The following is a 22,238-nucleotide window of genomic DNA, read 5'->3' as shown; positions in this document are numbered from 1 at the left end:
GTGTTTGTTGAGCTTAACAATTAACAGTGTTAGTTAAAATAATATCATTAATTTTGCAATATTATTTACTAGAATGAAAATACTTTTAAGATACCTTAAACCTTACCAATGGTTGATCATTATATCTTTGCTGTTGGCAACCATTAACCAGGTTTTCTCGTTATTTGCTCCGGCAATTACAGGTAATATCCTGGACCAGCTGGTCACTCACCCTAATTTTTTTGATAAGGAAAAGCTCTTATCCAGAAACCTGAATGAATATTTATATGGAACTTCAGTTTACCATGGTGCTTTTTATTTTTTAGGATTACTTATAGGAACAGCAATGGTAAGCAGAATTGCCAAGGCTTTTCAGGATTATGTGGTAAGTGTTATCACCCAGAAATTTGGGGCAAAAATCTTCACAGATGGTTTAAAACATTCAATGGCCCTGCCATATCAGGAATTTGAGGACCAAAGGAGTGGTGAAACTTTATCTATTTTAACGAAAGTAAGAGAAGATTCTGTAAAATTCATCACCAATTTCATCAATATTTTCTTTGGAATCTTAGTCAGTATCATTTTCGTTTCTGTGTATGCTATCCGGTTACACTGGTCGATTATGCCGGTATATATCTGCGGAATATTTCTGATCGCATTTATCACCAATTTATTGAGTAAGAGAATAAAAAGCATTCAGAAAAATATTGTTTCTGAAACTACGGCTTTAGCGGGAAGTACAACGGAAAGCTTAAGAAATATCGAAATTGTAAAGAGCTTAGGACTCACCAATCAGGAAGTGATCCGATTGAACAATAATACTTACAAAATTTTAGGGCTTGAGCTCAGAAAGGTTAAAAGTATCCGTTCTTTAAGTTTTATTCAGGGAACGATGGTCAATTTTCTTCAACAGCTGATCACATTGACCTTATTATTTTTAATTTTTAAAAACGTTGTCACTCCCGGGCAATATCTGTCTCTGATGTTTTATGGTTTTTTCATTTTCGGGCCAATGCAGGAAATCGGGAATATCATTATTTCTTACCGTGAAGCTGAAGCTTCTCTCTTCAATTTTGACAATTTAATGAAGAAAGACGTGGAAGAAAAGCCTCTTCACCCTAAACAAATTGGCGCTATTGAAGAATTGGAGTTTAAGCATGTATCTTTCAAGCATCAATCTGCACAATATAAGGCCCTGAATAATATTTCTTTTGATGTTAAAAATGGAGAAACCATTGCTTTTGTGGGGCCAAGCGGTTCCGGGAAAAGTACATTGGTCAAATTACTGGTGGGACTTTACAGGCCTCAGGAAGGAAATATCTTTTATAATACGATCAATGGAAAAGAATTTGATTTTGACGAACTGAGAAATCAGATTGGTTTTGTGACGCAGGACACTCAGCTTTTTGCCGGAACCATCAAGGAAAACCTTCTTTTTGTCAATCCGAAAGCTACAGAATCTGAGCTGGCCGCAGCTTTGCAAAAATCCAGCTGTACCGCATTGCTGGAAAGGGCAGAAAAAGGTATAGAAACCGTAATTGGAGAAGGAGGACTGAAGCTTAGTGGTGGTGAAAAACAAAGGATTGCCATTGCCAGAGCACTTTTAAGAAAACCTCATCTATTGATATTTGATGAAGCCACTTCAGCATTGGACAGTATTACGGAGGAAGAAATAACTTCTACGATAAAAGATATTTCAAAACAAAAGGAACAAATTACTGTTCTCATTGCTCACCGTTTAAGTACGATCATGCATGCAGACAGAATTTATGTTCTTGAACGTGGGCAAATCGTGGAAACAGGATCTCATGAGAATTTAATTTCTGAAAAAGGGTTGTACTATGCCATGTGGCGGCAACAAATCGGAGAAAGGAAAACGCTTATTTCACAAGCATAAAAACAAAGCGCTGAAAATACATTACATTCAGCGCTTTGTTTTTTTTATGGTCAATAGAAATAGAATCAGAAATTATTCTTTAGTTCTCACTGTTCTCTGCTCTATTCTCTTTTCAAATTTTTCTCCCTGGAAAATTCTCTGGATCATGATTCCCGGAATGTGAATCTGATTAGGATCCAGCTCTCCCGGTTCCACCAATTCTTCTACTTCAGCAATGGTGATTTTAGCGGCTCCTGCCATAGGATGGTTAAAGTTTCTGGCAGATCCCTTAAAGATAAGGTTGCCGGCATGATCACCCTTCCATGCTTTTACAATAGAAAAGTCTGCATCATAAGCATGTTCCAGAATATGAGGTTTTCCGTTAAATTCCTTTACTTCCTTTCCTTCTGCGATTTCAGTACCATAGCCTGCCGGCGTATAAAAAGCTGGAATTCCGGCCTGAGCTGCTCTGCATTTTTCTGCTAAAGTGCCCTGCGGCGTAAGCTCCACATCCAATTCACCTGAAAGCATCTGTCTTTCAAATTCAGCATTTTCGCCTACATAAGAAGAGATCATTTTTTTAATCTGTCTTTTGTGAAGCAATAATCCTAATCCGAAATCGTCTACTCCTGCATTGTTTGAAATACAAGTCAGCTCTTTTACATCACTTTCTACCAAAGCATTGATTGAGTTTTCAGGGATACCGCAAAGCCCAAATCCGCCAAGCATCAGTGTCATTCCATCTTTAATTCCGTCGATGGCTTCCTTTGCATTTTTTACTCTTTTATCTATCATGAAATATTAGATTTTTCTGTTGGCTAAATTTAATAAATTTTCCCATATATATGATGATTGGAAATGATACTGAAATCCTGTTTTTTTTTCAATAGCATTTTTTAATATTTAAAACCATTATAATCAAATATTTATCAATAAAAACGAACAGACCTGTTCATTTTTTTCATATTTCTCATCAAATTGATTTATATTTGAAGCTGTAAATTCAGAAATATTATATCTTATACTTCGCATGTAATTTATGTAGACACAACTTCAATCTAAAATTATTTCCTGGCAGCTTACTGCCTTTACGATCCTTTTCAACCTTTTAAGGTTATCTATTTTCAATATGCAAACACACTAGTCAGGACATCAACCATAAACTTAATAAAAAAGCATGAAAAAATTATTTACTTCAGCATTACTTGCCTTAGTACTCAGCATCAACGTATATGCACAGGAAAAAACTTATTTTGATGAAAACTGGGAAAAAACCACCCAGGCTAATATGGAATATTACCGTGAAGCATATCCGAAAGGCAAACTTACACTCATCAAAGATTTTTATAAAAACGGAACGCTGCAAATGGAGGGTCTTGCCTCTGATACCACTCCAGGCAGTGAAATTTTTGAAGGAAAAGTGACCTGGTATACTCCTGAAGGAAAAGTCATGAACTTCGTCACCTATTCTAACGGCAGGCAGGCAGGCCCTTCTCAATCCTATGATGCCAGCGGTAAACTGATAGAAGATGTAGTATATAAAGCTGACGGTACGTTCAGCGGAAAATCCTTTAGCTATAAAGACCCGGAAAGTGAGTACTACTACAACTCTCTCACTCTATATGAAAACTCTACACCAACCCAAACGATTATTTATGACGAAGATATCAAAGGTATCAGATCTGAATCCATTATCAATAAGAATGGGGGCTATGAAAATAAATATTATGGTGAAAAAGGTAAATATATTGGCAGCGCAACCTCTGAGTCCGGCAGCGAAAGTACACAGGTAGAATATTACTATAATCCAATGAGGGTTTCCAAAATTGAAAAATATAAAGGTGACGGCAGCATAAAAGAAGGCGTTATCTATGGAAAAAATGGAAAAATTCTGCAGGAGCAAAAGAGAAATAAAAAAGACGGTTATAAAACCACATATGATGAATCCGGAAAAAAAACAGCTCATTTAATCTATCAATATGATAAAGAAAATGATACCTATAAACCAATGGATGGTGAAGACTATCAGTTTAGCTATGATTACAGCTCTATTTCAACTGTTGATGTTTATAAAAACGGACTCACCACACTTAATAAGATATTTGACGAAAACGGGAAGCTTTCTACAGAAACATCCCTAAATGACGGTTCTACCCAGGAAATTAAATATTATTCGCCGGATGGAAAATTAAAATCCACGTTAACGTATAAAGATGATTTGCCTTTTAACGGAACTTCCTACGATGGGCTTACCGAAAAGCTGTATAAAGATGCTGTTTTAGTCAGCAGCAAGGTATATTATGAGGAGAAAAAGCTGAAATCTGAAAAGAAATTAAACTCTAAACAGGATGCTTACGATGCAACCGTTTATGATGATAAAGGAGCTATTTTGTACACTTATAGCCAACCATTAAGTGAAGATGGAGACGATGATTACAGCTTTACAGCACAAGTTGTACAGTATGTAAAAGGGAAACCTGCCAATAAAGCTTCTGTAAAAGCCGGCATTCTTCAGAGCGGAAAAATCAAATTCAAATTAGCAAGCGGAGCAAGGGAGCTTGAGCGCAGCGGAAAATGGATCTTATTAAAAATTTACAGCCCGGAAGGAAAACTTCTTCAGGATACTAAGATTCTGGCAGATACCGGGGATAATTATTTTGCTACGGATAATCAAACTTTTATTCTCGAAGAGTATTTACACCCAGATGTTGAATAAAACACCAATTAGTTTATTATATCAAAAAGCAGCTTCATTTTTTTGAGGCTGCTTTTTTTATATAAGGGTGAATGTATACTCTCTTATTCTTCCTCAATGCTAAAAAAACAGGCTGTCGTTTCTGACAGCCTGTTTATCTTTTATGTTGATTTTCCTTTTTACTGAATAATCAGCTTCAAAGTAAATAATTTTCTACCATGTACTTTTACAAAATATACTCCTTTCGGAAGATTCTCATTCACTAAAGAGAAACGTTGGTTATTGATATTTTTTGATACATACAGCAATTCGCCGGATGCAGATACCAGTTCAATTTTCTCAATCGGATAATCACTTTTAATGAAAGTAGGCTCTCCCGGTTTAGTAGGGTTTGGATATAACACTACATTTTTTTCGGTACTTCTTGTCTCCTCTGTTCCTAAAGTGGGTGAAGTTACCTGAAACTGTACCCTGTTTGAAACCTCGGTATAAGAATCATTGGTAAACATCACCATATAATAATTTCCTGGTGTGGCAGGTACTGCCGTTCCCTGAATCGTTTTTGTTCCCTGTGTAATCCCATCAAAATAAGTATAAGAAACAAAATTATCATCCGGAGTCTGAATATTTTGCGGATAAATTCCTAACCAGTCTTTAATAATCCCCGGAGAATCTGTCCATGATGCGGTGATGCTTTCTCCAAGGGTATAAACCGGCTTGTTGGTCCATAATTCAGTAACAATATCTCCTACTTTAAAGAATACTTTTTCTCCAATTCCGGTATAGCCATCTTCCAATAAATACTGAGCGTAATAATACCCTTTTGGAAGACCCGTAAAGTTGAGGGTTCCTGACGCCGTTGTCACATAGCTCCATTTTAAAGAATTAGTGGTTCCCGGAGTCTGTCCCATTTTGTAGATACCAATCCAGTCTTTCACCAGGTTGGGTCCGTTGCTGAAGTTAATAACTACTGTACCTCCTACAGGATACGCATCAGCTGTGGTTTGCAGCTGAACTTTCGGACCTACATAGAAGCTTTTTCTTCCTGTAATTTCAGTATAGCCACCGTTGGCAAAAAAGCCTGCAAAATATTGTCCTTTAGCAGCTAAGCCATTATTAAAAGTAACTGTTCCTGCAGTCTGTCCGTTGGTATAAATAAATCCTTGAGAAGTTGTAGTGGCTGGAGTTTGTCCTTTTTTATAAAGCCCCACCCAATCCTGCTGATTTCCAGGGCCTCCTGTGAAAGTGGCAACTATCGGTTCGTTTTGGGTATATTCAGTTTTATCTAAAGCAAATGTAGGATTGGAAACCACACTTCCTACGATTTCAAACTGTTTTACATCACTCCAGTCGCTCCATTCAAGGTTTCTGTCTCTGTAACGTGTTTTCACATAATAAGTACCATTCGGGATAGAATTAGTCGCCAGCATTACTTTTGTAATATCTACTCCATCATTAAGGTTTTTAGCTTTATCCGGATTTCCGTTTCCGTCTTTTCCGAACCAGTTTTCAAAATCACGGTAGACTTCTTTTTCAATAACAGAAAAATCTGCTGCTTTACTGATCAGAAACTGGGTAGTATTTAAAAGTTCCCCGTTTGAAGATGAAAATGCACTTCCATTCAATGTTAAAGGTAAGGTAATTGGGCCGGTAAAAGTATTGGTAACAGATGGTTTCGCCGGTTTCGGCTGGTTCTTATACCTGTGGAAAGAATCTACCAGTTCATTATTTTTCTTCGTGTATATTCCTCCGATAGAGTAACATTCTACATCTACTTTCCCGCTTTGTACATCTACTTCTACGATCTGGTATGTCCAGTCTGTTAACGTTTTCTGAACATCATCAAAATCCTGCTCATTAGACATTCCCCAATACTGATCCCAGGCAGTTCCTCCGGAAATGATTTGGTAGTTTGGTGTATTTTTCAGCTGTCCTCTGTGGTACAGGTGATGGTGAGCTCCTACGTGCATTAAGTATTTATCGGAAGTCACTAAAAGAGGTACTGCATTATTTCTTACCCAAGTAGAAATATCTCCTACATATTGCTCTGCCTGATAAGGCCTGTGGCTTAAAGAGATGATCCAGTCTACCGTAGGATCATTGTTGGCTTCATTTAAAATCTGCTGCAGCCAGGTCTGCTGTGCTGCTCCGGTATGTTCAGAGCTCAAACTTACAAACAATACATTACCGGCCTGCTGGGCATAATAATTTTCATTTCCGGAAGTGATATTCTTGTATTTAATCTCATCAATATAAAAATGAGCATAATAAGAATTCATTCCTAAAGTTCCATAGGTTTCATGATTTCCTACGGTTGTCTGAATAGGCAGGTAAGGTGATAATTTGATATTCTTTTTAAAATGAACATTTTCATAATGATCCAATGTTCCTACATCTACCTGATCTCCCACCATAAATGTAAGGGCAATATTATCCGAAGGATCAGCCATTGCACCATACTTTTGCTTTAATTTTTTAAAAGCATTCAAAGTAAGACTATCATATCTTGGTTCTGCCTTGATCTGATTATCTCCCATGATCAGAAAACGGATTTTCCCATCAGCCGTTACAGGCTGTCCCGGCAAGGGAAGCGTTCTGAAATTATAAACCGCAGATTCACTGGTTCCCGTTTTTATCTTATAATAGTATTTTGTATTGGGCTGTAAGTTGGCCACTTTTGCCGTGTGATAATAATAATTGTTATTATATCCTGTATCCGAGAAGATATTGGTTGTCCCCGTTACGGTTACATTCAGGTTTGTTGGAGAGTTTCCATAAATTACGGTTGTTTCGTTATTAGAAGCTGTCTTCCAATTGACGATCATAGAATTCGGGGTAGGGTTTTGTAAATAGGGAAACAAAGCCTGCCCGAATGCCATCTGGACCGCGAAACAAAAAAAGAAGAAATAATGTTTCATAGTGGTAATTTTAAAATAGCATATAGAGTTTTAAATTGTAAATCAGTATTTTAAAAATATTTATTCAGATTTTTATTTCGGGCAAAAGTAGACTTCCCATATAAACTCTGGCTGATGGAATCGTAACGAAAATGTTAACTTTTCAACAAAAACTCAGTGAAAAAATTATAGTTTTTAGTATATAATTTGTTTGGATTATTTAAAAACTATTTTGTACATTTGCAACCTGTTATTCAACCTCTGACGAAAAGCGTGTAAGTTGCTTAGCTTTAACATTTTATTTATTAATAATGGATTTATTAAAGTACGTACAAGACAAGTACATTACAAAAAAAGAATTCCCTGAATTCAAAGCAGGTGATACCATCACTGTGTATTACGAAATTAAAGAAGGACAAAAGACAAGAACTCAGTTCTTCAAGGGAACAGTTATCCAATTAAGAGGTGCTGGATCTACAAAAACTTTTACTATCAGAAAAATGAGTGGTGATGTAGGTGTAGAGAGAGTATTCCCTATTAACTTACCTGCACTTCAAAAAATTGAAGTTGATAGAAGAGGTAGAGTTAGAAGAGCTAGAATTTACTACTTCAGAGACCTTAGAGGTAAAAAAGCAAGAATTAAAGACGCTGCTTACAAGAAGAAATAATTCAGACAACAATACATACAAAAAGAGGCTGTTTACACATGTAGACAGTCTCTTTTTTTATCAATGTGTCTAGTCGAATCACTAGACAAGGAAATGATCATGTATCCAACAGCAATACTTACTGTAAGTTTCACTCATTTTTCATCAGATACTGCAAAGGCGTAGATCCTGTATGTTTTTTGAAAAACTCTATGAATGCACTATCTGACGAGAAATCTAATACATGAGCTACCTCTCCTATAGAATTTCCCTCCACTAAAAGTTCAATCGATCTCTGAAGACGCCATTGCTGTCTCCATTCCTGATAAGACAGCCCGGTTTCTTTTTTAAAAATACGGCTTATTGTCTTCTCAACGGCGCCAATTTCTTTAGCAAGGTTGGTCAACATGGGTGGTATAGAAAGACGCAGCGTCCAGTTTTCCACTATTTTTTTTAACCGTCTGTCCTGCGGCATAATAAGCGCCAGTTTTTCTTCAGGAGCAGCAATCATTTCATCCCAGAATACACTTAAAATATTTTCCTTATTACGATCAGGAGCAGTCCATTCCCAAAAGCAAATTCTTTCAATAATTTCCTTCAATAAAGCATTGACATGTAAAACTTTAAGACCAGTACTCATATGACTTTCAGCATAGCTTTCATCAAAATAGATCGATCTGTAGGCTACCATATTCCGAAAATTCACCCTGTGAACTTCATGAGCCGGAATCCATAGCATTCTGAACGGCGGAAGGACAAACTGCCTGTCAGAAGTGGTAACCGTCATACAGCCTGAAGGAGCATACAGCAACTGGGCTTTAGTCTGATGAGAATGAAACCCGGAATCATGCAAAACCATATCCGAAGCAATTCCTATTACTTTTCCGGTAATGGTATCTGCATCAAATTCCTGATCTTGCTTTAATATAGCCATGTCCTATTTTCGATATTTTTTGTTTTTATATCATTATAAATATACATTCAATTTTTCAAAACTTTGCAGAAAAAAATGAAAAAGACAAATCCGCTTTGGCTGATGATATTACTGGTGATGCTTCCGCAGTTTGCAGAGACCATATACAGTCCTGCTTTACCGCTGGTACAGGAACATTTTGGAGTAAAAGAAGGGTCGGCAGCACTCACTATCAGCCTGTATTTCATAGCATTTGCGCTGGGAGTGGCATTTTGGGGTGTTCAGTGCGACAGGATCGGAAGGAAAAAATCATTGGAGTATGGGCTTATCACTTATGGAATAGGAAGTCTGGCCGCTGTCTTAGCCTCCAATTTCACAATCTTACTTATTGCCAGGATTATTTCTGCGTTCGGAATTTCTGTAGGATCTATTGCCACCCAAACTATTCTGCGTGACAGCTATGATAAAGAGAACATCAGTAAAGTGTTTTCCTGGATTGGAATAGGCTTATCCATCAGCCCGGTTATCGGTATGATTACAGGTTCTGTATTGGCTTCTACTACAGGGCATCAGGGCATTTTCATCACCTTATACCTGCTGGCTGTTTTATTTTATATCCTTTCCAGAAGAAAGGTATTTGAGACCCGTCATCCGGAAAAAGAAATAAATAGGAGAACCCTGGCAGATCTATTAAAACGAATGTTAAAAGACCGTGAAATCATCAAATGCTGTTTACTAATCATGAGTTTTAATGTACTTTTATTCTCCTATTATGCGCTGGCCCCTTTTATTTTTAAAGAAAATCATTATTCTTCCTATGCTTTTGGATACAGCAGTATTATACTTGCTGCAGGAACCTTTATAGGGGCAAAGCTTAACAGCTTTTTGTTATTTAAAAATATTACACCCAAAACTTTAGTTAAGATAAGCACATTCGGATCATGCATTGCTTCAGCTTTTGTATGGGTGCTGGCAGGTAAAGGAATATACTTCTTACTCCCTTATTTTTTTATTGTCATGACATTCAGTATTGCCATTCCCAATATCCTGAGTACCGCATTGGTACAGTACAAAAATGAAACAGGAAGTGCCGGAGCCCTGCTGGGCCTTATCTACTATAGTATGATAGGAGCAGGACTGGTAAGCGTTGGATATATTCAGAACTTAGGGCTTTCTTCCCTCATTTTTTCAGGAATCGGAGTCATTGCCCTATTTATATTTAGTGAGAAAAAGAATTAATCTAATGTGGAATACCATTATAAAAATATGATTACTAACAATATATACAAATAACAAATCCCGGTTATTAACTTTTTTACAGCTTAAAAGCTTAGAGCCTTTTTAAATTTTATTCAGGAATTTTTATATATTTTGTTGACAAGACTCAATAGGTCAGTTTGAAATTATTTTTTGATCAAAAAGATTAACGCAAAGCTTATGAATAATTCCGCTTTATTGTAAGTAGGCAAAGTGATGCGACTTCTTCGCTGATGAAGATGTATGCTTATCCATACGCTTCGACGAATCAACGAAGTTGATTCTATCCTTTGGTCTCTGAAAATACGTTAGGAAAACACTCATCAGTACATTATCTTTTTAATCAAAAAATCCTTAAAGAATGTGATTTGGATAAAGATTTGAATGGTATACAAAAAATCAAATTTAGAAATTTAAACAGGCTCTTAGTATTTCAAACAGTAAAATATGTGAAATACTAAGCCTTTCCATTTCTATCCTATTGTATAAAGTCATATAAAGCTTCAAAAAATTTAGGATAGACTTCGATATGCGGTAAGTGACCTACATTGTCAAGCTCCACGAGTTTTGAACCGGAAATCTCCTGCTGGGTTTTCTTTCCCAATTCCTGATATTGCCCCATTTTAGGCTGAAGTTCTTTAGGTGCTCTATCCTTTCCTATTGCTGTTCTATCCCTGGTTCCTATGATCAGTAAGGTTGGAGTCTTTATATTTTTAAATTCATAGCAAACCGGCTGGTTATAAATCATATCAGTAGTCAAGGCAGCATCCCAGGCTACCTTTGGATAGTCCTTATGAAGCGTCCATCCGGCAATCAGATCCAGCCAGGGTTGATATTCGTCTTTCCATTTATTGTCATAATAAAATTTCAGCTGATAATTTTTATAGGTTTCGGCTGTATTTTTAAGTTCTGTCTGGTATGCCTGATCTATGGTCTGATATCCTGTAAATGTTTTATAATCTTCAAGACCTATGGGATTTTCAAGGATCAGTTTCTGAACCTTCTCAGGATAAAGAAGGGTAAACCTTGTAGCCACCATTCCTCCCATTGAATGTCCCAAAACAATAACTTTATCAAGCTTTAATTCATCCAAAATGGCCTTGGTATTTTCTGCCAGCTGTGAAAAAGAAAACTGGTAACTTTGAGGTTTAGATGATTTACCAAATCCTATCTGGTCGGGAATAATTACCCTGAAACCTTTAGCAGATAAATCTTTAGCGGTTTGCTCCCAATAGGCCCCATTAAAATTTTTACCATGGAGAAGCATAATTGCTTTCCCGTTGGGTTGTTGGGGTTTTACATCCATATAAGCCATCTTTAGATCATTATGCTGAGATTGTAAGCTCAAAAAATGAACTTCGTAGGGATATTTATATTCTGAAAGTACAGCATCTAACGGTTTTACCTGGGAAAACACTCCCGGACTAATGCTTAATAGCAGCATCGTAATTATATTTCTGAAATATTTCATGAATGTTTACTTTAACTATTAAAATTAAAAAAACCGCTTCAAAAGAAGCGGTTTTCAACTGTTATTTTTATTTAAAATTATTTTAAGATAATTCTGCAACGGAAATTTCCTTTTGTTTTTTGGAAGGCAGATTCATTAAAACAATGGCAAAAAGAATCAAAACGATACCTACCCATTGTATTAAAAACACTTTTTCACCCAGCAAAACAAAAGCCATCGTTACCGAAACCGGAAGTTCCAGAGACGAAACAATACTTCCCAGTCCTAACCCTGCATTCGGGAAACCAATATTGAATAAGACTGGTGGAATAATGGTACCAAACAGCGCTAAAACAAATCCATATGTCCAGAATATTGAATAATTAAAGGAGTGAATATGTTCCGTATTTTCTGTAAAGTTTAAATACAGTGATTGTAAGCTATCAAAATACATGGGACCTATCTGCGCAAAGAATAAAAATGTGAAAACCACAACAGAACCTCCCGCCAGCATAATAATACTCTTTCTGAACACCGGAAGATGGGTAGCCAGTGTATTGGACGTAAACATCGTCAGCGTGTATGAAGCAGCTGCCATCAATCCCCAGAATACTCCATGCCAGTCCAGTTCTATTTCCATATTGATAAGATTGGTAGCCAGTACTGTTCCCAACAATACAATCACTACGGAAACTACTTTTCTTGCATTAGGCAGTTTTTTTGCCAGAATACTCTCTACTACCACACTGAACCAAACCGACTGCATCAGCAGCACAATAGCAATGGAAACATTGATATACTGTACAGCGATATAGTAAAACAAACTGGTTCCTCCCAGGGAAGTTCCTGCAAGTATTAACATTCTTACTTCCTTAGAATTCGGTAGTGATAATTTTTGTCTGGAGGTAATCGTCTGGATAAAATTCAGGATCAGCAAACCAAGCAGCCCCAATACAAACTGAGAAGTAGTAACTTCTGAGGTTGTAAAACCGTCATGATAAGCCATTTTCACAAAAGTGGCTAACATACCATATATACTAGCTCCAATTCCTACAAATAAAACACCTTTTAGTATATTTTTCTTCTTCATAATTTTTTTACAGCCTGCAAAGTTACGACATATAAATTAAACTATCTCGGAAGCTAGTCTTAACAGATAAAATAAGATCCCCACAAGCAAGCTTGTGAGGATCTCTGAAATTATTGATGATAAAAATTAATTATTTTTTTACGATTACTTTGGAAGTAGCTTCAAAACCAAGCCCTTTCACTTTTACCATATATACTCCATTCACTAAATGAGTGGTAGAAATTGCCTTTTTAACATCCGGTGAAATTTTCTCTTCAGAAGAAACCAGTTTACCACTTGTATCATACAATTCTACACTTACTTTTCCAAGAGCGTTGCTTGGGAAGTTAATATAAAACTCATCTTTGGCAGGGTTCGGATAAATAGAAATCTTACTGTCTTTCACAGATTTCACTTCATTTGTAGCCAGCGTACATTCTGCAGGTACTGAGAAATCTTCCAACTGGTCATTGATATTATTTTTAAGTCCTGCTGAAGCATTCACCCCCAGCCCTCTTCTTGCAAAAACATTCCAGATCATACATTTATCCTGACCTTGGGTTGTTGCTGCCTCTGCAGCTAATATAGCATTTCTTCCATCTATAAATGAAGGGTTACAGCCCTGCAGCTTCAATGCATCGGTAACTAACTGTAATACTCTGCTGCTTCCGTTAGTACTGTTTGCCAATACATCAGATGAATAGCCATATTTTTCAACATATTTCCAGTGAAGATCCCACAGCATGGTTGCCCAAACAAATCCAATAGAATGAACATCAAGAGACACTCCTCCACTTGGGTTATTGTACACCATACCATTAGTGCTTCCGTACGTATAATTATTGATGGTAAGATCCGGAGAATACTTGGCAGGCCTGATGCCTCCACCGGTTATTGGCTGACCTCCTACATAGGTTCCCATTCCTCTTGGCACCGATGCATTATCTCCCGCTTTATTGGTAAGCATTAAAGCAAAGAAATCTGACCATCCTTCACCCATCTGTTCCTTGCTAACGTTTGCATTTAAACAACTAGATCCCGTTCCTGTTAATCTATTAGATATACCGTGTCCATATTCATGAGTTACGATACCGTTATCAAAGCTTCCATCCGGTGTTACGCTGGTAGCCGGATCATTCTTAAGGGTAATATTTACCGTTACGTTAGCAGCAAGCTGACCTTTGATATAATCTCCTTCAGATTTAGCAACAAGAACCGTAGGAATGGTTACCATAGGATCTGTTCCCGACATATTACCTATTGATTCTCCATTTACAGCATTGTTATAAATAATAACAGCTGTAGCTCCGGCATCCTGAAGGTTTTTTGTTTTGATAACGAAAGAACATGTCCCTCTTTCTACCAATCCTATTTTTCCTGTAAGTGATCCTGCAGGTAAAGCAGTACATCCTTCCGGAACCGAAGACAACTGTACATTTCCTGTAACTCCGGTAGCATCCAATGGATTCCCAAATTCTGATACACCAGCTAAAGGTTTACGTATAACAGCACCGGCAGGAGTATTGTAGTAGAACAGCTGATTTACTTTACTCCATAAATACATCTGCATTCTAGGGTTATAACCATCTTCCGGAGAAGAAAAATTGGCATTATTTAAACCGCCGCCATCCTGGGCTTCCGCATATACAGAATCATCATCTACCCCTCCTTTTCCAAAGTTGTTCTGCTGAAAGTTTTTAGCAGATTCTGTGAATCCAAACTGATAGAAAACATCATGAATTCTATTATTAAGATAAAATAAATTAGTGATCGCCGCATTTCTGTTAGCAACAGGAGTTCCATTGATGCTAAAAGGGAAATCAAAGCTTCTTGCTACACCACCATCTACCGGTGTTCCGGGAAGATAATCAGGATCCGTTAAAGCTGTTCCTGCAACATCTTCATAAGCAAAAACGTTATTTCCTCTCGTTACCGTATAGTGATTAACACCATCAGAGTGCCATCCTTCCGGAGAAGCAGCTGAAATCCAAGGATTGGAAATAATTGATCTCGAACCAAAAGTAGGTGCCTCAATAGGCAAAGGGAAAACATTATAGGAAGCATTGTCCGGAAGTAATAAGAAAGAGCTGTTTTGAACTGTTTTATTCTCAGGACCTATCAATAAATTTCCAAGATGCTCACTATGATCATGTCCAACCTCTGAAGCGTATGCATCAGGACGGAAATTACATGATAATGTTAAATTATTTTTCTCCAGAATATTCCCATTATAAGCATCTACCAAAATATTCCAGTAATTTGGAGATTTGGGTTCCATCAGGCTGTATTCATATACAAGACGTAAGTTTCCGTTTCCATCATTGGCATATGCCAGCCTCTGATTGGCTGATCCGGTTCCTTTCTTATTATTTTTCTCAAGATATTCCAGGATAGTAAAATGGGCAATATCAGCATTATTTAGCTCCTCTGCAATCTTTTGAAGGGCAGTACTTTTATTAATAACGGCAACACTTGATGTTGCTGAAGTATAATCCTTAATAAAGTTGTCTGTAAAGTACACCACTTTATGGTCCTTAATAAGTGCCGTTCCTACCGAACTGTGCACTGGTAAGCCATTGTAGGTTTGTACAAATTTTACAACATTTCCATTCAGTGACTTTGAGTCATCTACATTATCTACAATAAAATTCGTAAGGTCAGATTTCTTATATTCTCTTATTTTGTTTTGAGAAATATAATCCTTAATCAACCTTTCATTATCTTGTCCAAACATAAAAGCCGGAAATGCTGAAAACACAGCAAACAAAAGAGGTAAAGTTTTATTTTTCATGTCAATTATTAAAGCCGCTAATCTACAAATAATTCACAAAACAAAAGCTTATTTATTATTTTTTCAATTAAAATAAATTGATACAGATATTTTTTTTGTTAAAAACAGCAATTAGATAATTCTCAATAAAGAGAATCTATAGTCTTTTACAAGAGTATGGAACGGCATACAGCTATCATATTCATTATTTTTGCTTCCATATTTATCCTGAACTCTAACAAAAAAACTGCCCTCACGGACAGTTTCATTATCGTTATTTACTTCTTTATAATTCTACCTACGCTTATTTCACCTTTATCTGATGTAACTTTTACAATATAAATACCCTGCTGCCTGTTTTTCAAATCTGCATCAAATGTTTTTCCTTCTATCGTTTTTGTAAGCACTACATTACCATTCAAATCCAATATTTCAAGCTTTCCTGATCCCATTTCTCTATCCAAAGCTCCTTTAAATCTGCCATCAGTAGGATTAGGTGTAATAGTAAGAGTACCCATCGCTGTTTCAGAAGCATTTCTCGAACATACAGCATCCAAATCGTAAGGATAGAATGGATAATGATTCCAGCTCATCGTTTCAACAGTCCCTGTAGGAGTGCTAGACTGTACTGTCATCACAAATTTATATTTGGCCATTGATCCCTGAGGAATATTAATATCTGAAGGATAAAAATGAAAATTAACATAATTACCTCCATTATAAGTTGGGGTTGTAGAGATCCCATAATCCAGACCGGTACTAATATCCCGGAGAACCAGCTTACTATTCAACAGAACACCTCCTGCAGGTAAAGTGTATTCACCGGTAATATTAAAATCTCCCGGCATACCACAGCTATTAAATTCATAGAAAAATTTTAAAGTTCCTCCCCATGACGGAGGGATACAAATAGCATTAACTATTTCATCAAATTTGGGCATCTCGGTAACAGAGCTAAAAACAAAAGACTGATTTCTAGGATAATAAAGCCGTGGCAGTATTCCGTAATCAGGATCATCTACATTACTTTCAACGCTACCTGTATAAGATCCTCCGGCACTCGCAATAGAAGCTCCTGTTGCAGAAGACTGGCTGTTCGGACTCATATGTATCATTACGAATTTAGCGCCTCTAACTGCTTTAAAATTGGTTACATTTTTAAAAGCCCCCGGTGTATTAAGTATTGTATCATAATAATTTGCTAAATATGAACCTGTGGATAAATCACCGCTATTCCGGGAACTATCGGTAAATACTATAACTACAAGCTTGGAGCTTCCATTTTTATGCAAAGAAGTCTGAGGACTTACAATTTCCGGGCTATAGACTCCATCCAGTGCTTTTCCCATCAATCCTAGCGCTTCATGAAAATGCTGCCCATAATTAAGTCTTCTTACGAGATAGGGTTCTGGAAATATAGAAGTTACAAAATCACTCTCAATATATATTCTGGGTGCAAGACCTAAGCTGGGCCCACTATTTAAACCTGCTCCATAATGAACTACGGCATATCTGTTTTTAGAATGGCAAGCCATAAGACGCTCAATCAATTTGGCGGCAGTAAGCCGCATCTCTTTGAAGCGTGCATTAGTAACTGAGGAACCATTGTCCAGGCAAATAATATAGTCTGTCTGTGCCTGTAAAAAATTCCCAAGCATTAGCCATGCAAAAAGGAAAAGTAAAAATGTTTTTTTCATAAATCAATACTTTTAAATTAGGATTAATTAAAAATAAACATTAATAAATTGTATTAAATGAAATATTTTAACATTAACCAATCGTTAACGTTAAAATAATTTCAAATAACAAAGGATTTTTTTTAAGGTCTCCATAAAAAAAAGCCGCTCAAATGAGCGGCTTCATATTATCAATGGTTTCAAAGATTATTTACCTTCTTCCATTTTTCTTTTCAATTCTGCTAATGCATCGATATCTCCAAGAGTTGATCTTTCTTCGTTGTTTGAAGAAGAAACATTTCTAGAAGAAGAGTCTTTCACATTTTTCTTTTCTTCATCTCTGAAGATTCCTGTGTGAGAAACTACTACTCTCTTGAATTCTTTGTTGAATTCGATTACTTTGAATTGAGCATCTTCACCTTTTTTGATTTTAGATCCATCTTCTTTCTCTAATAATCTTGATGGGCAGAATGCTTCTACTTCAGCATCTTCGAATTGTACAGAAGCTCCTTTATCGTGAACTTCTACAGCTTTACCAGCGTGGATAGTTCCTTCAGCATACTTAGTTTCGAATTTATCCCATGGGTTTTCAGTCAATTGCTTGTGACCTAGAGATAATCTTCTAGCCTGAATGTCTAATTCAAGAACTACAACGTCTAATTTATCACCTACTGCACAGAACTCAGATGGGTGCTTGATTTTCTTAGTCCAAGAAAGATCAGAAATGTAGATTAATCCGTCGATACCTTCTTCTAACTCTACGAATACACCAAAGTTAGTGAAGTTTCTTACAGTTCCTACATGCTGAGATCCTACCGGGTACTTAACCTCGATATTCTCCCATGGATCTTTAGATAATTGCTTGATACCAAGAGAAATTTTTCTTTCTTCTCTATCTAAAGTTAATACTTCAGCTTCTACTTCATCACCTACTTTCACAAAGTCACCAGCAGATCTTAAGTGAGTAGACCAAGACATTTCAGAAACGTGGATTAATCCTTCTACCCCTGGAGCGATCTCTACGAATGCACCATAGTCAGCAAGAACTACTACTTTTCCTTTTACTTTGTCTCCTACTTTCATGTCAGCAGAAAGAGCATCCCAAGGATGAGCTTCTAATTGCTTCATACCTAATTGGATTCTTGTTTTCTCGTCATCGAAATCAAGGATTACCACTTTTACAGTTTGTCCGTCTTCCAGGATTTCAGATGGGTGATTCACTCTAGACCAAGAAAGATCTGTAATGTGAATTAATCCGTCTACACCTCCTAAGTCGATAAACACACCGTAAGAAGTAATGTTCTTAACAGTACCTTCAAGAACTTGTCCTTTTTCAAGCTGAGCGATGATTTCTTTTTTCTGACCTTCGATATCTGCTTCGATCAATGCTTTGTGAGATACAACTACGTTTTTGAACTCAGGGTTGATTTTCACAACTTTGAACTCCATAGTTTTACCTACGAACTGATCGTAATCTTTAATTGGCTTAACGTCAATTTGAGAACCTGGTAAGAATGCTTCGATTCCGTGAACGTCAACGATCATACCTCCTTTAGTTCTAGACTTAACAAAACCGTTAACGATTTCTCCAGTTTCGTGAAGCTCGTTTACTTTATCCCAAGCTTTAAGCGTTCTAGCTTTTCTGTGAGATAACTGTAACTGACCAGTTTTGTCTTCTCTTTTGTCAACCATTACTTCTACCTCATCACCTACACTTAGGCCTTGGTTGTAACGGAATTCGTTAAGAGAAATAACACCTTCTGATTTGAAGTTGATGTCTACGATAGCTTCCTTATCAGTTAATCTTACTACTCTACCTACTAAAACATCATTGTCGTTTAGGCTGTTTAGAGATCCGTTGTAGATTTCTTCTAAGTCACTTTTTTCTTTTCTCGCATCTGCATCAAGACCTGATTCGAAAGAATCCCAATCAAATTGTTCTGGTGCTACGTTTTGGTTTAAAATAACCTCTGCTGAATTTGTCTCTTTTGACATTTTCTAATAAAATTTGTATTCCTTCTTTTTTAATGATTTGAATAAATGTGGATTTAAAAAATACGGAAGTAATTAATTTTTAATATTTTACCTTATCAAACCTCTCCCACAAAAAGTGGATGCAAAGATAAGGAATTTATTTAATATGAACAATGTATTCCCAGACTGTTTTTCATTACATATCAATAGATTTGAAGTTGTAGTGTAATACATTTGTCATCAGAATTGTTTACTATAAGAACATCATGCTAAGAAAGCTCATTACTAAAAATATACCATGCAAAAAAAAATTCTTCTTGTTTTAATCGGTATACTATTTTATAGTATCAACACTCTAGAGGCCTGTACTATTTTTTCATGCTCCAGAGGAGGGGAAGTATTTGCTGCCGCTAATGAAGACGACACTACTCCATTTACAAGGATATGGTATAACCCAACCACAAAAGACAGGTATGGATCCATTTGTTTTGGAGGTCCTGATATGCAGGTAGCTTCTGCAATGAATGAATATGGATTGTTTTTTGATTTTGCTGCAGCCAATTATGACATCAGCAAACTGAAACAGCTCAACATCTTCAAAGGATTTCTGATGTGGGAAGTTTTAGGGAAATGTAAAAATGTAAAAGAAGCAATAGCTATCATCAAAAAGTATGATTACAATTCTCCATCCCAGGTTTTGTTGGCTGACAAAGAAGGACACTCTATTTTGATCAATCCTGAAGGCATTATTGAAAAAAAGGGTGAGTTTCAGGTTAATGCCAACTGCAATAGCATTAATGGGAAATTATCATGCAGAAGACCGGAAATTGTAAACGAAGAACTTTCTTCCTCAAAGAATATCAGTCTGGATTTTATTAAGAATATTTTAAACAAAACCCACCAGGAAGGAGACCTTCCAACCCTATACTCTACGATCTGCGATCTAAAAAGAGGAATTATCTATGTTTATCTTTTCCATGATTATAATAATGTATATACAATTGATCTAAAAGCTGAACTGAAAAAAGGATATCGTATTGAAAATCTGGCCGACCATTTTCCTGTTTCTTTTGCTTACGAAAGTTTTTCAAAAAATCACTCATTATATGCAAAGGAATCTATCCTGCAGGAGATAAAAATAAAAGGCACAGATTCAACCATTGATTATTATCTTGCAGAAAGCAGCAAACAGCTTCCTCAGAACAAAAACTTAGACTCAGCTTTATTAGAGGTCGCCTTACAGCTTGTAAAATATTCATGGAATGAGCATACTCATGGCGGAATGTGGGATTATTGGTTCAGTTTTCCAAAAGGATATGAAATACAGCAATATCAGGATGCCAGGCTTACATCCGCAGAAAAAATTTTTAATTATTTATCCGAAAAAGAAAATCCGGATCTCAAACTTAAAAATTTCATTTACGAAATGTATGGATATGTCAATCTCATACAAGGAGATCATACAACGGCAAAAGAATACTATAATAAATCTGTTTCCAACCCGGAAGATTCCTACAAAGTAACTTTAATACGGGGAAAAGAAATACTCAGCCGGATTAGATAAAGGGAGCAAAGAATAAAGACAAGAGACTTTGAGATTGGAGATTAGTGACAGGAGCCGCGCAACTATCAACTATCCACTATTAACTATCAACCATCACCTCTCCCACCACTACAACCTACCGCCTAATTTCTTACCTTTGCACCATGGAATTAGAATCAATTTATCAAAAACTGCAGATTCAGGAAATGAATCAAATGCAGAAATCTACATACACTGCCTCTGAAAACAATACCGATATCGTCCTGCTTTCTCCTACCGGTTCAGGAAAGACTCTTGCTTTTTTATTTCCGGTTCTCAGAAATCTGAAAAAAGATGTGCAGGGTGTGCAGGCTTTACTATTAGTTCCTGCCAGAGAACTGGCATTACAGATTGAACAGGTTTTCAAAGCAATGGGAACAGATTTCAAAGTTTCTGTGTGCTATGGTGGACATGATAAAAAAATTGAGGTCAATAATTTAATTGAGGCTCCCGCTGTTTTAATCGGAACTCCGGGAAGGATTGCCTACCATATAAGAAATAATAATTTTGATCCGAAAACCATTCAGACTTTGGTACTGGATGAATTTGATAAAGCATTGGAATTAGGATTTCATGAGGATATGGAGTTTATTTCCGGCTCACTGAAAGGTCTTTCACAAAGAATTCTGACCTCAGCTACAGCAATGGATGAAATTCCAAAGTTTACAGGCTTAAAGAATGAAAAGACCATTGACTTTTTAAAATTAAATGAAGTAAAGCCGGATATCCAACTACGGAAAGTGATGACTATTTCTGAGGAAAAGTTAGATACTTTATTCAATTTAATCTGCAAGATCGGAAATAAAAGAACATTGATCTTCTGCAATCACCGTGAAGCTGTTGACAGGATTTCTGAGCTTTTAAGAGAAAAAGGTATTGACAGGGAAACCTTCCATGGCGGAATGGAACAGGATGAGAGAGAGCGTGCTTTACTGAAATTCAGAAATGATTCTGCAAGAATTCTTATTACGACTGATCTGGCTTCCCGCGGACTTGATGTTCCAGAAGTGGAATCTATTGTTCATTACCAGCTGCCTCCAAAAGAGGATGCCTTTATTCACAGAAACGGACGTACCGCCAGAATGAACGCCAAAGGTTTTGCTTATCTTATCATGACTGAAGATGAGAATTTCCCATTCATCAAAAATAACACACCTGAAGAAAGTGTAGCCGGCTTTACTAAAGTTCCGGAAAAAACACCATTTCAAACCATTTATATCAGCGCCGGAAAGAAAGACAAAGTAAATAAAGTAGATGTAGTTGGTTATCTCATTAAAAAGGGGGAACTCCAAAAAGAAGATATAGGCTTAATTGAAGTAAAAGATACTACATCCTATGTTGCTGTTTCCAGAAATAAAGTGAATGCTGTTTTGAGAAAGCTTCAGAATGAAAAGCTGAAAGGGAAAAAGGTAAAAATGGAGGTTGCTTATTAAGATCAGGTATACATGTTATT

14 protein-coding genes are annotated in these 22,238 nt (G+C 36.6%); 6 read left to right on the top strand and 8 right to left on the bottom strand.

Annotated elements, in window-relative coordinates; genetic code table 11:
• The first annotated feature begins 73 nt into the window (after positions 1-73).
• Positions 74-1,876, top strand: coding sequence for an ABC transporter ATP-binding protein (locus LQV47_RS04685; RefSeq protein WP_230034360.1), 1,803 nt, complete (start codon positions 74-76; stop codon positions 1,874-1,876).
• A 72-nt stretch (positions 1,877-1,948) separates the two neighbouring features.
• Here LQV47_RS04685 and LQV47_RS04680 read toward each other — a convergent pair whose 3' ends face one another.
• Entirely contained in the window at positions 1,949-2,650 is a 702-nt protein-coding gene (locus tag LQV47_RS04680; RefSeq protein ID WP_230034358.1) for a CoA transferase subunit A, read from the bottom strand.
• Positions 2,651-3,032: 382 nt separating this feature from the next.
• Between LQV47_RS04680 and LQV47_RS04675 the strand changes: the two genes are divergently transcribed.
• Positions 3,033-4,571 (top strand): membrane-binding protein, encoded by a 1,539-nt coding sequence (locus tag LQV47_RS04675; protein ID WP_230034356.1) that lies wholly within the window; start codon positions 3,033-3,035, stop codon positions 4,569-4,571.
• 158 nt (positions 4,572-4,729) lie between these two features.
• Here LQV47_RS04675 and LQV47_RS04670 read toward each other — a convergent pair whose 3' ends face one another.
• A complete protein-coding gene (locus LQV47_RS04670) occupies positions 4,730-7,468 on the bottom strand; it encodes a fibronectin type III domain-containing protein (protein WP_230034354.1) in 2,739 nt (912 codons plus the stop codon).
• A gap of 290 nt (positions 7,469-7,758) precedes the next feature.
• Here LQV47_RS04670 and rplS point away from each other — a divergent pair, with 290 nt between their 5' ends.
• On the top strand, positions 7,759-8,115 hold the full coding sequence (gene rplS / locus LQV47_RS04665) for a 50S ribosomal protein L19 (protein WP_047485623.1): 357 nt from the start codon (positions 7,759-7,761) through the stop codon (positions 8,113-8,115).
• A 130-nt stretch (positions 8,116-8,245) separates the two neighbouring features.
• On the opposite strand, the gene LQV47_RS04660 is transcribed toward rplS, so the two are convergent.
• On the bottom strand, positions 8,246-9,028 hold the full coding sequence (locus tag LQV47_RS04660) for a helix-turn-helix transcriptional regulator (protein ID WP_230034352.1): 783 nt from the start codon (positions 9,026-9,028) through the stop codon (positions 8,246-8,248).
• A gap of 75 nt (positions 9,029-9,103) precedes the next feature.
• On the opposite strand from LQV47_RS04660, the gene LQV47_RS04655 reads away from it, so the two are divergent.
• A complete protein-coding gene (locus LQV47_RS04655) occupies positions 9,104-10,246 on the top strand; it encodes a multidrug effflux MFS transporter (RefSeq protein WP_230034350.1) in 1,143 nt (380 codons plus the stop codon).
• Positions 10,247-10,742: 496 nt separating this feature from the next.
• Here the strand turns inward: LQV47_RS04655 and LQV47_RS04650 are convergent, their stop codons facing one another.
• From LQV47_RS04650 to rpsA, 5 genes are all read right to left on the bottom strand, one after another.
• Positions 10,743-11,735 (bottom strand): alpha/beta hydrolase, encoded by a 993-nt coding sequence (locus tag LQV47_RS04650; RefSeq protein ID WP_230034348.1) that lies wholly within the window; start codon positions 11,733-11,735, stop codon positions 10,743-10,745.
• Positions 11,736-11,817: 82 nt separating this feature from the next.
• Positions 11,818-12,804, bottom strand: coding sequence for a DMT family transporter (locus tag LQV47_RS04645; protein ID WP_230034347.1), 987 nt, complete (start codon positions 12,802-12,804; stop codon positions 11,818-11,820).
• 130 nt (positions 12,805-12,934) lie between these two features.
• Positions 12,935-15,574, bottom strand: coding sequence for a T9SS-dependent M36 family metallopeptidase (locus LQV47_RS04640; protein WP_230034345.1), 2,640 nt, complete (start codon positions 15,572-15,574; stop codon positions 12,935-12,937).
• 257 nt (positions 15,575-15,831) lie between these two features.
• The gene (locus tag LQV47_RS04635) at positions 15,832-17,250 is read right to left on the bottom strand and encodes a T9SS type A sorting domain-containing protein (protein WP_230034342.1); all 1,419 of its coding nucleotides are present in this window, start codon (positions 17,248-17,250) and stop codon (positions 15,832-15,834) included.
• A 186-nt stretch (positions 17,251-17,436) separates the two neighbouring features.
• Positions 17,437-19,224, bottom strand: coding sequence for a 30S ribosomal protein S1 (gene rpsA, locus LQV47_RS04630; RefSeq protein WP_230034341.1), 1,788 nt, complete (start codon positions 19,222-19,224; stop codon positions 17,437-17,439).
• Between the two features lie 277 nt (positions 19,225-19,501).
• On the opposite strand from rpsA, the gene LQV47_RS04625 reads away from it, so the two are divergent.
• Both LQV47_RS04625 and LQV47_RS04620 read left to right on the top strand, forming a co-directional pair.
• A complete protein-coding gene (locus LQV47_RS04625) occupies positions 19,502-20,767 on the top strand; it encodes a carcinine hydrolase/isopenicillin-N N-acyltransferase family protein (protein WP_230034339.1) in 1,266 nt (421 codons plus the stop codon).
• 143 nt (positions 20,768-20,910) lie between these two features.
• Positions 20,911-22,218 (top strand): DEAD/DEAH box helicase, encoded by a 1,308-nt coding sequence (locus tag LQV47_RS04620; protein WP_230034336.1) that lies wholly within the window; start codon positions 20,911-20,913, stop codon positions 22,216-22,218.
• The last annotated feature ends 20 nt before the right edge of the window (positions 22,219-22,238 follow it).

Source organism: Chryseobacterium sp. Bi04, assembly GCF_918698085.1.
Lineage (GTDB): Bacteria > Bacteroidota > Bacteroidia > Flavobacteriales > Weeksellaceae > Chryseobacterium.
The sequence above is the reverse complement of the archived record's forward strand: the minus strand, read 5'-3'. Positions and strand labels throughout refer to the sequence as shown.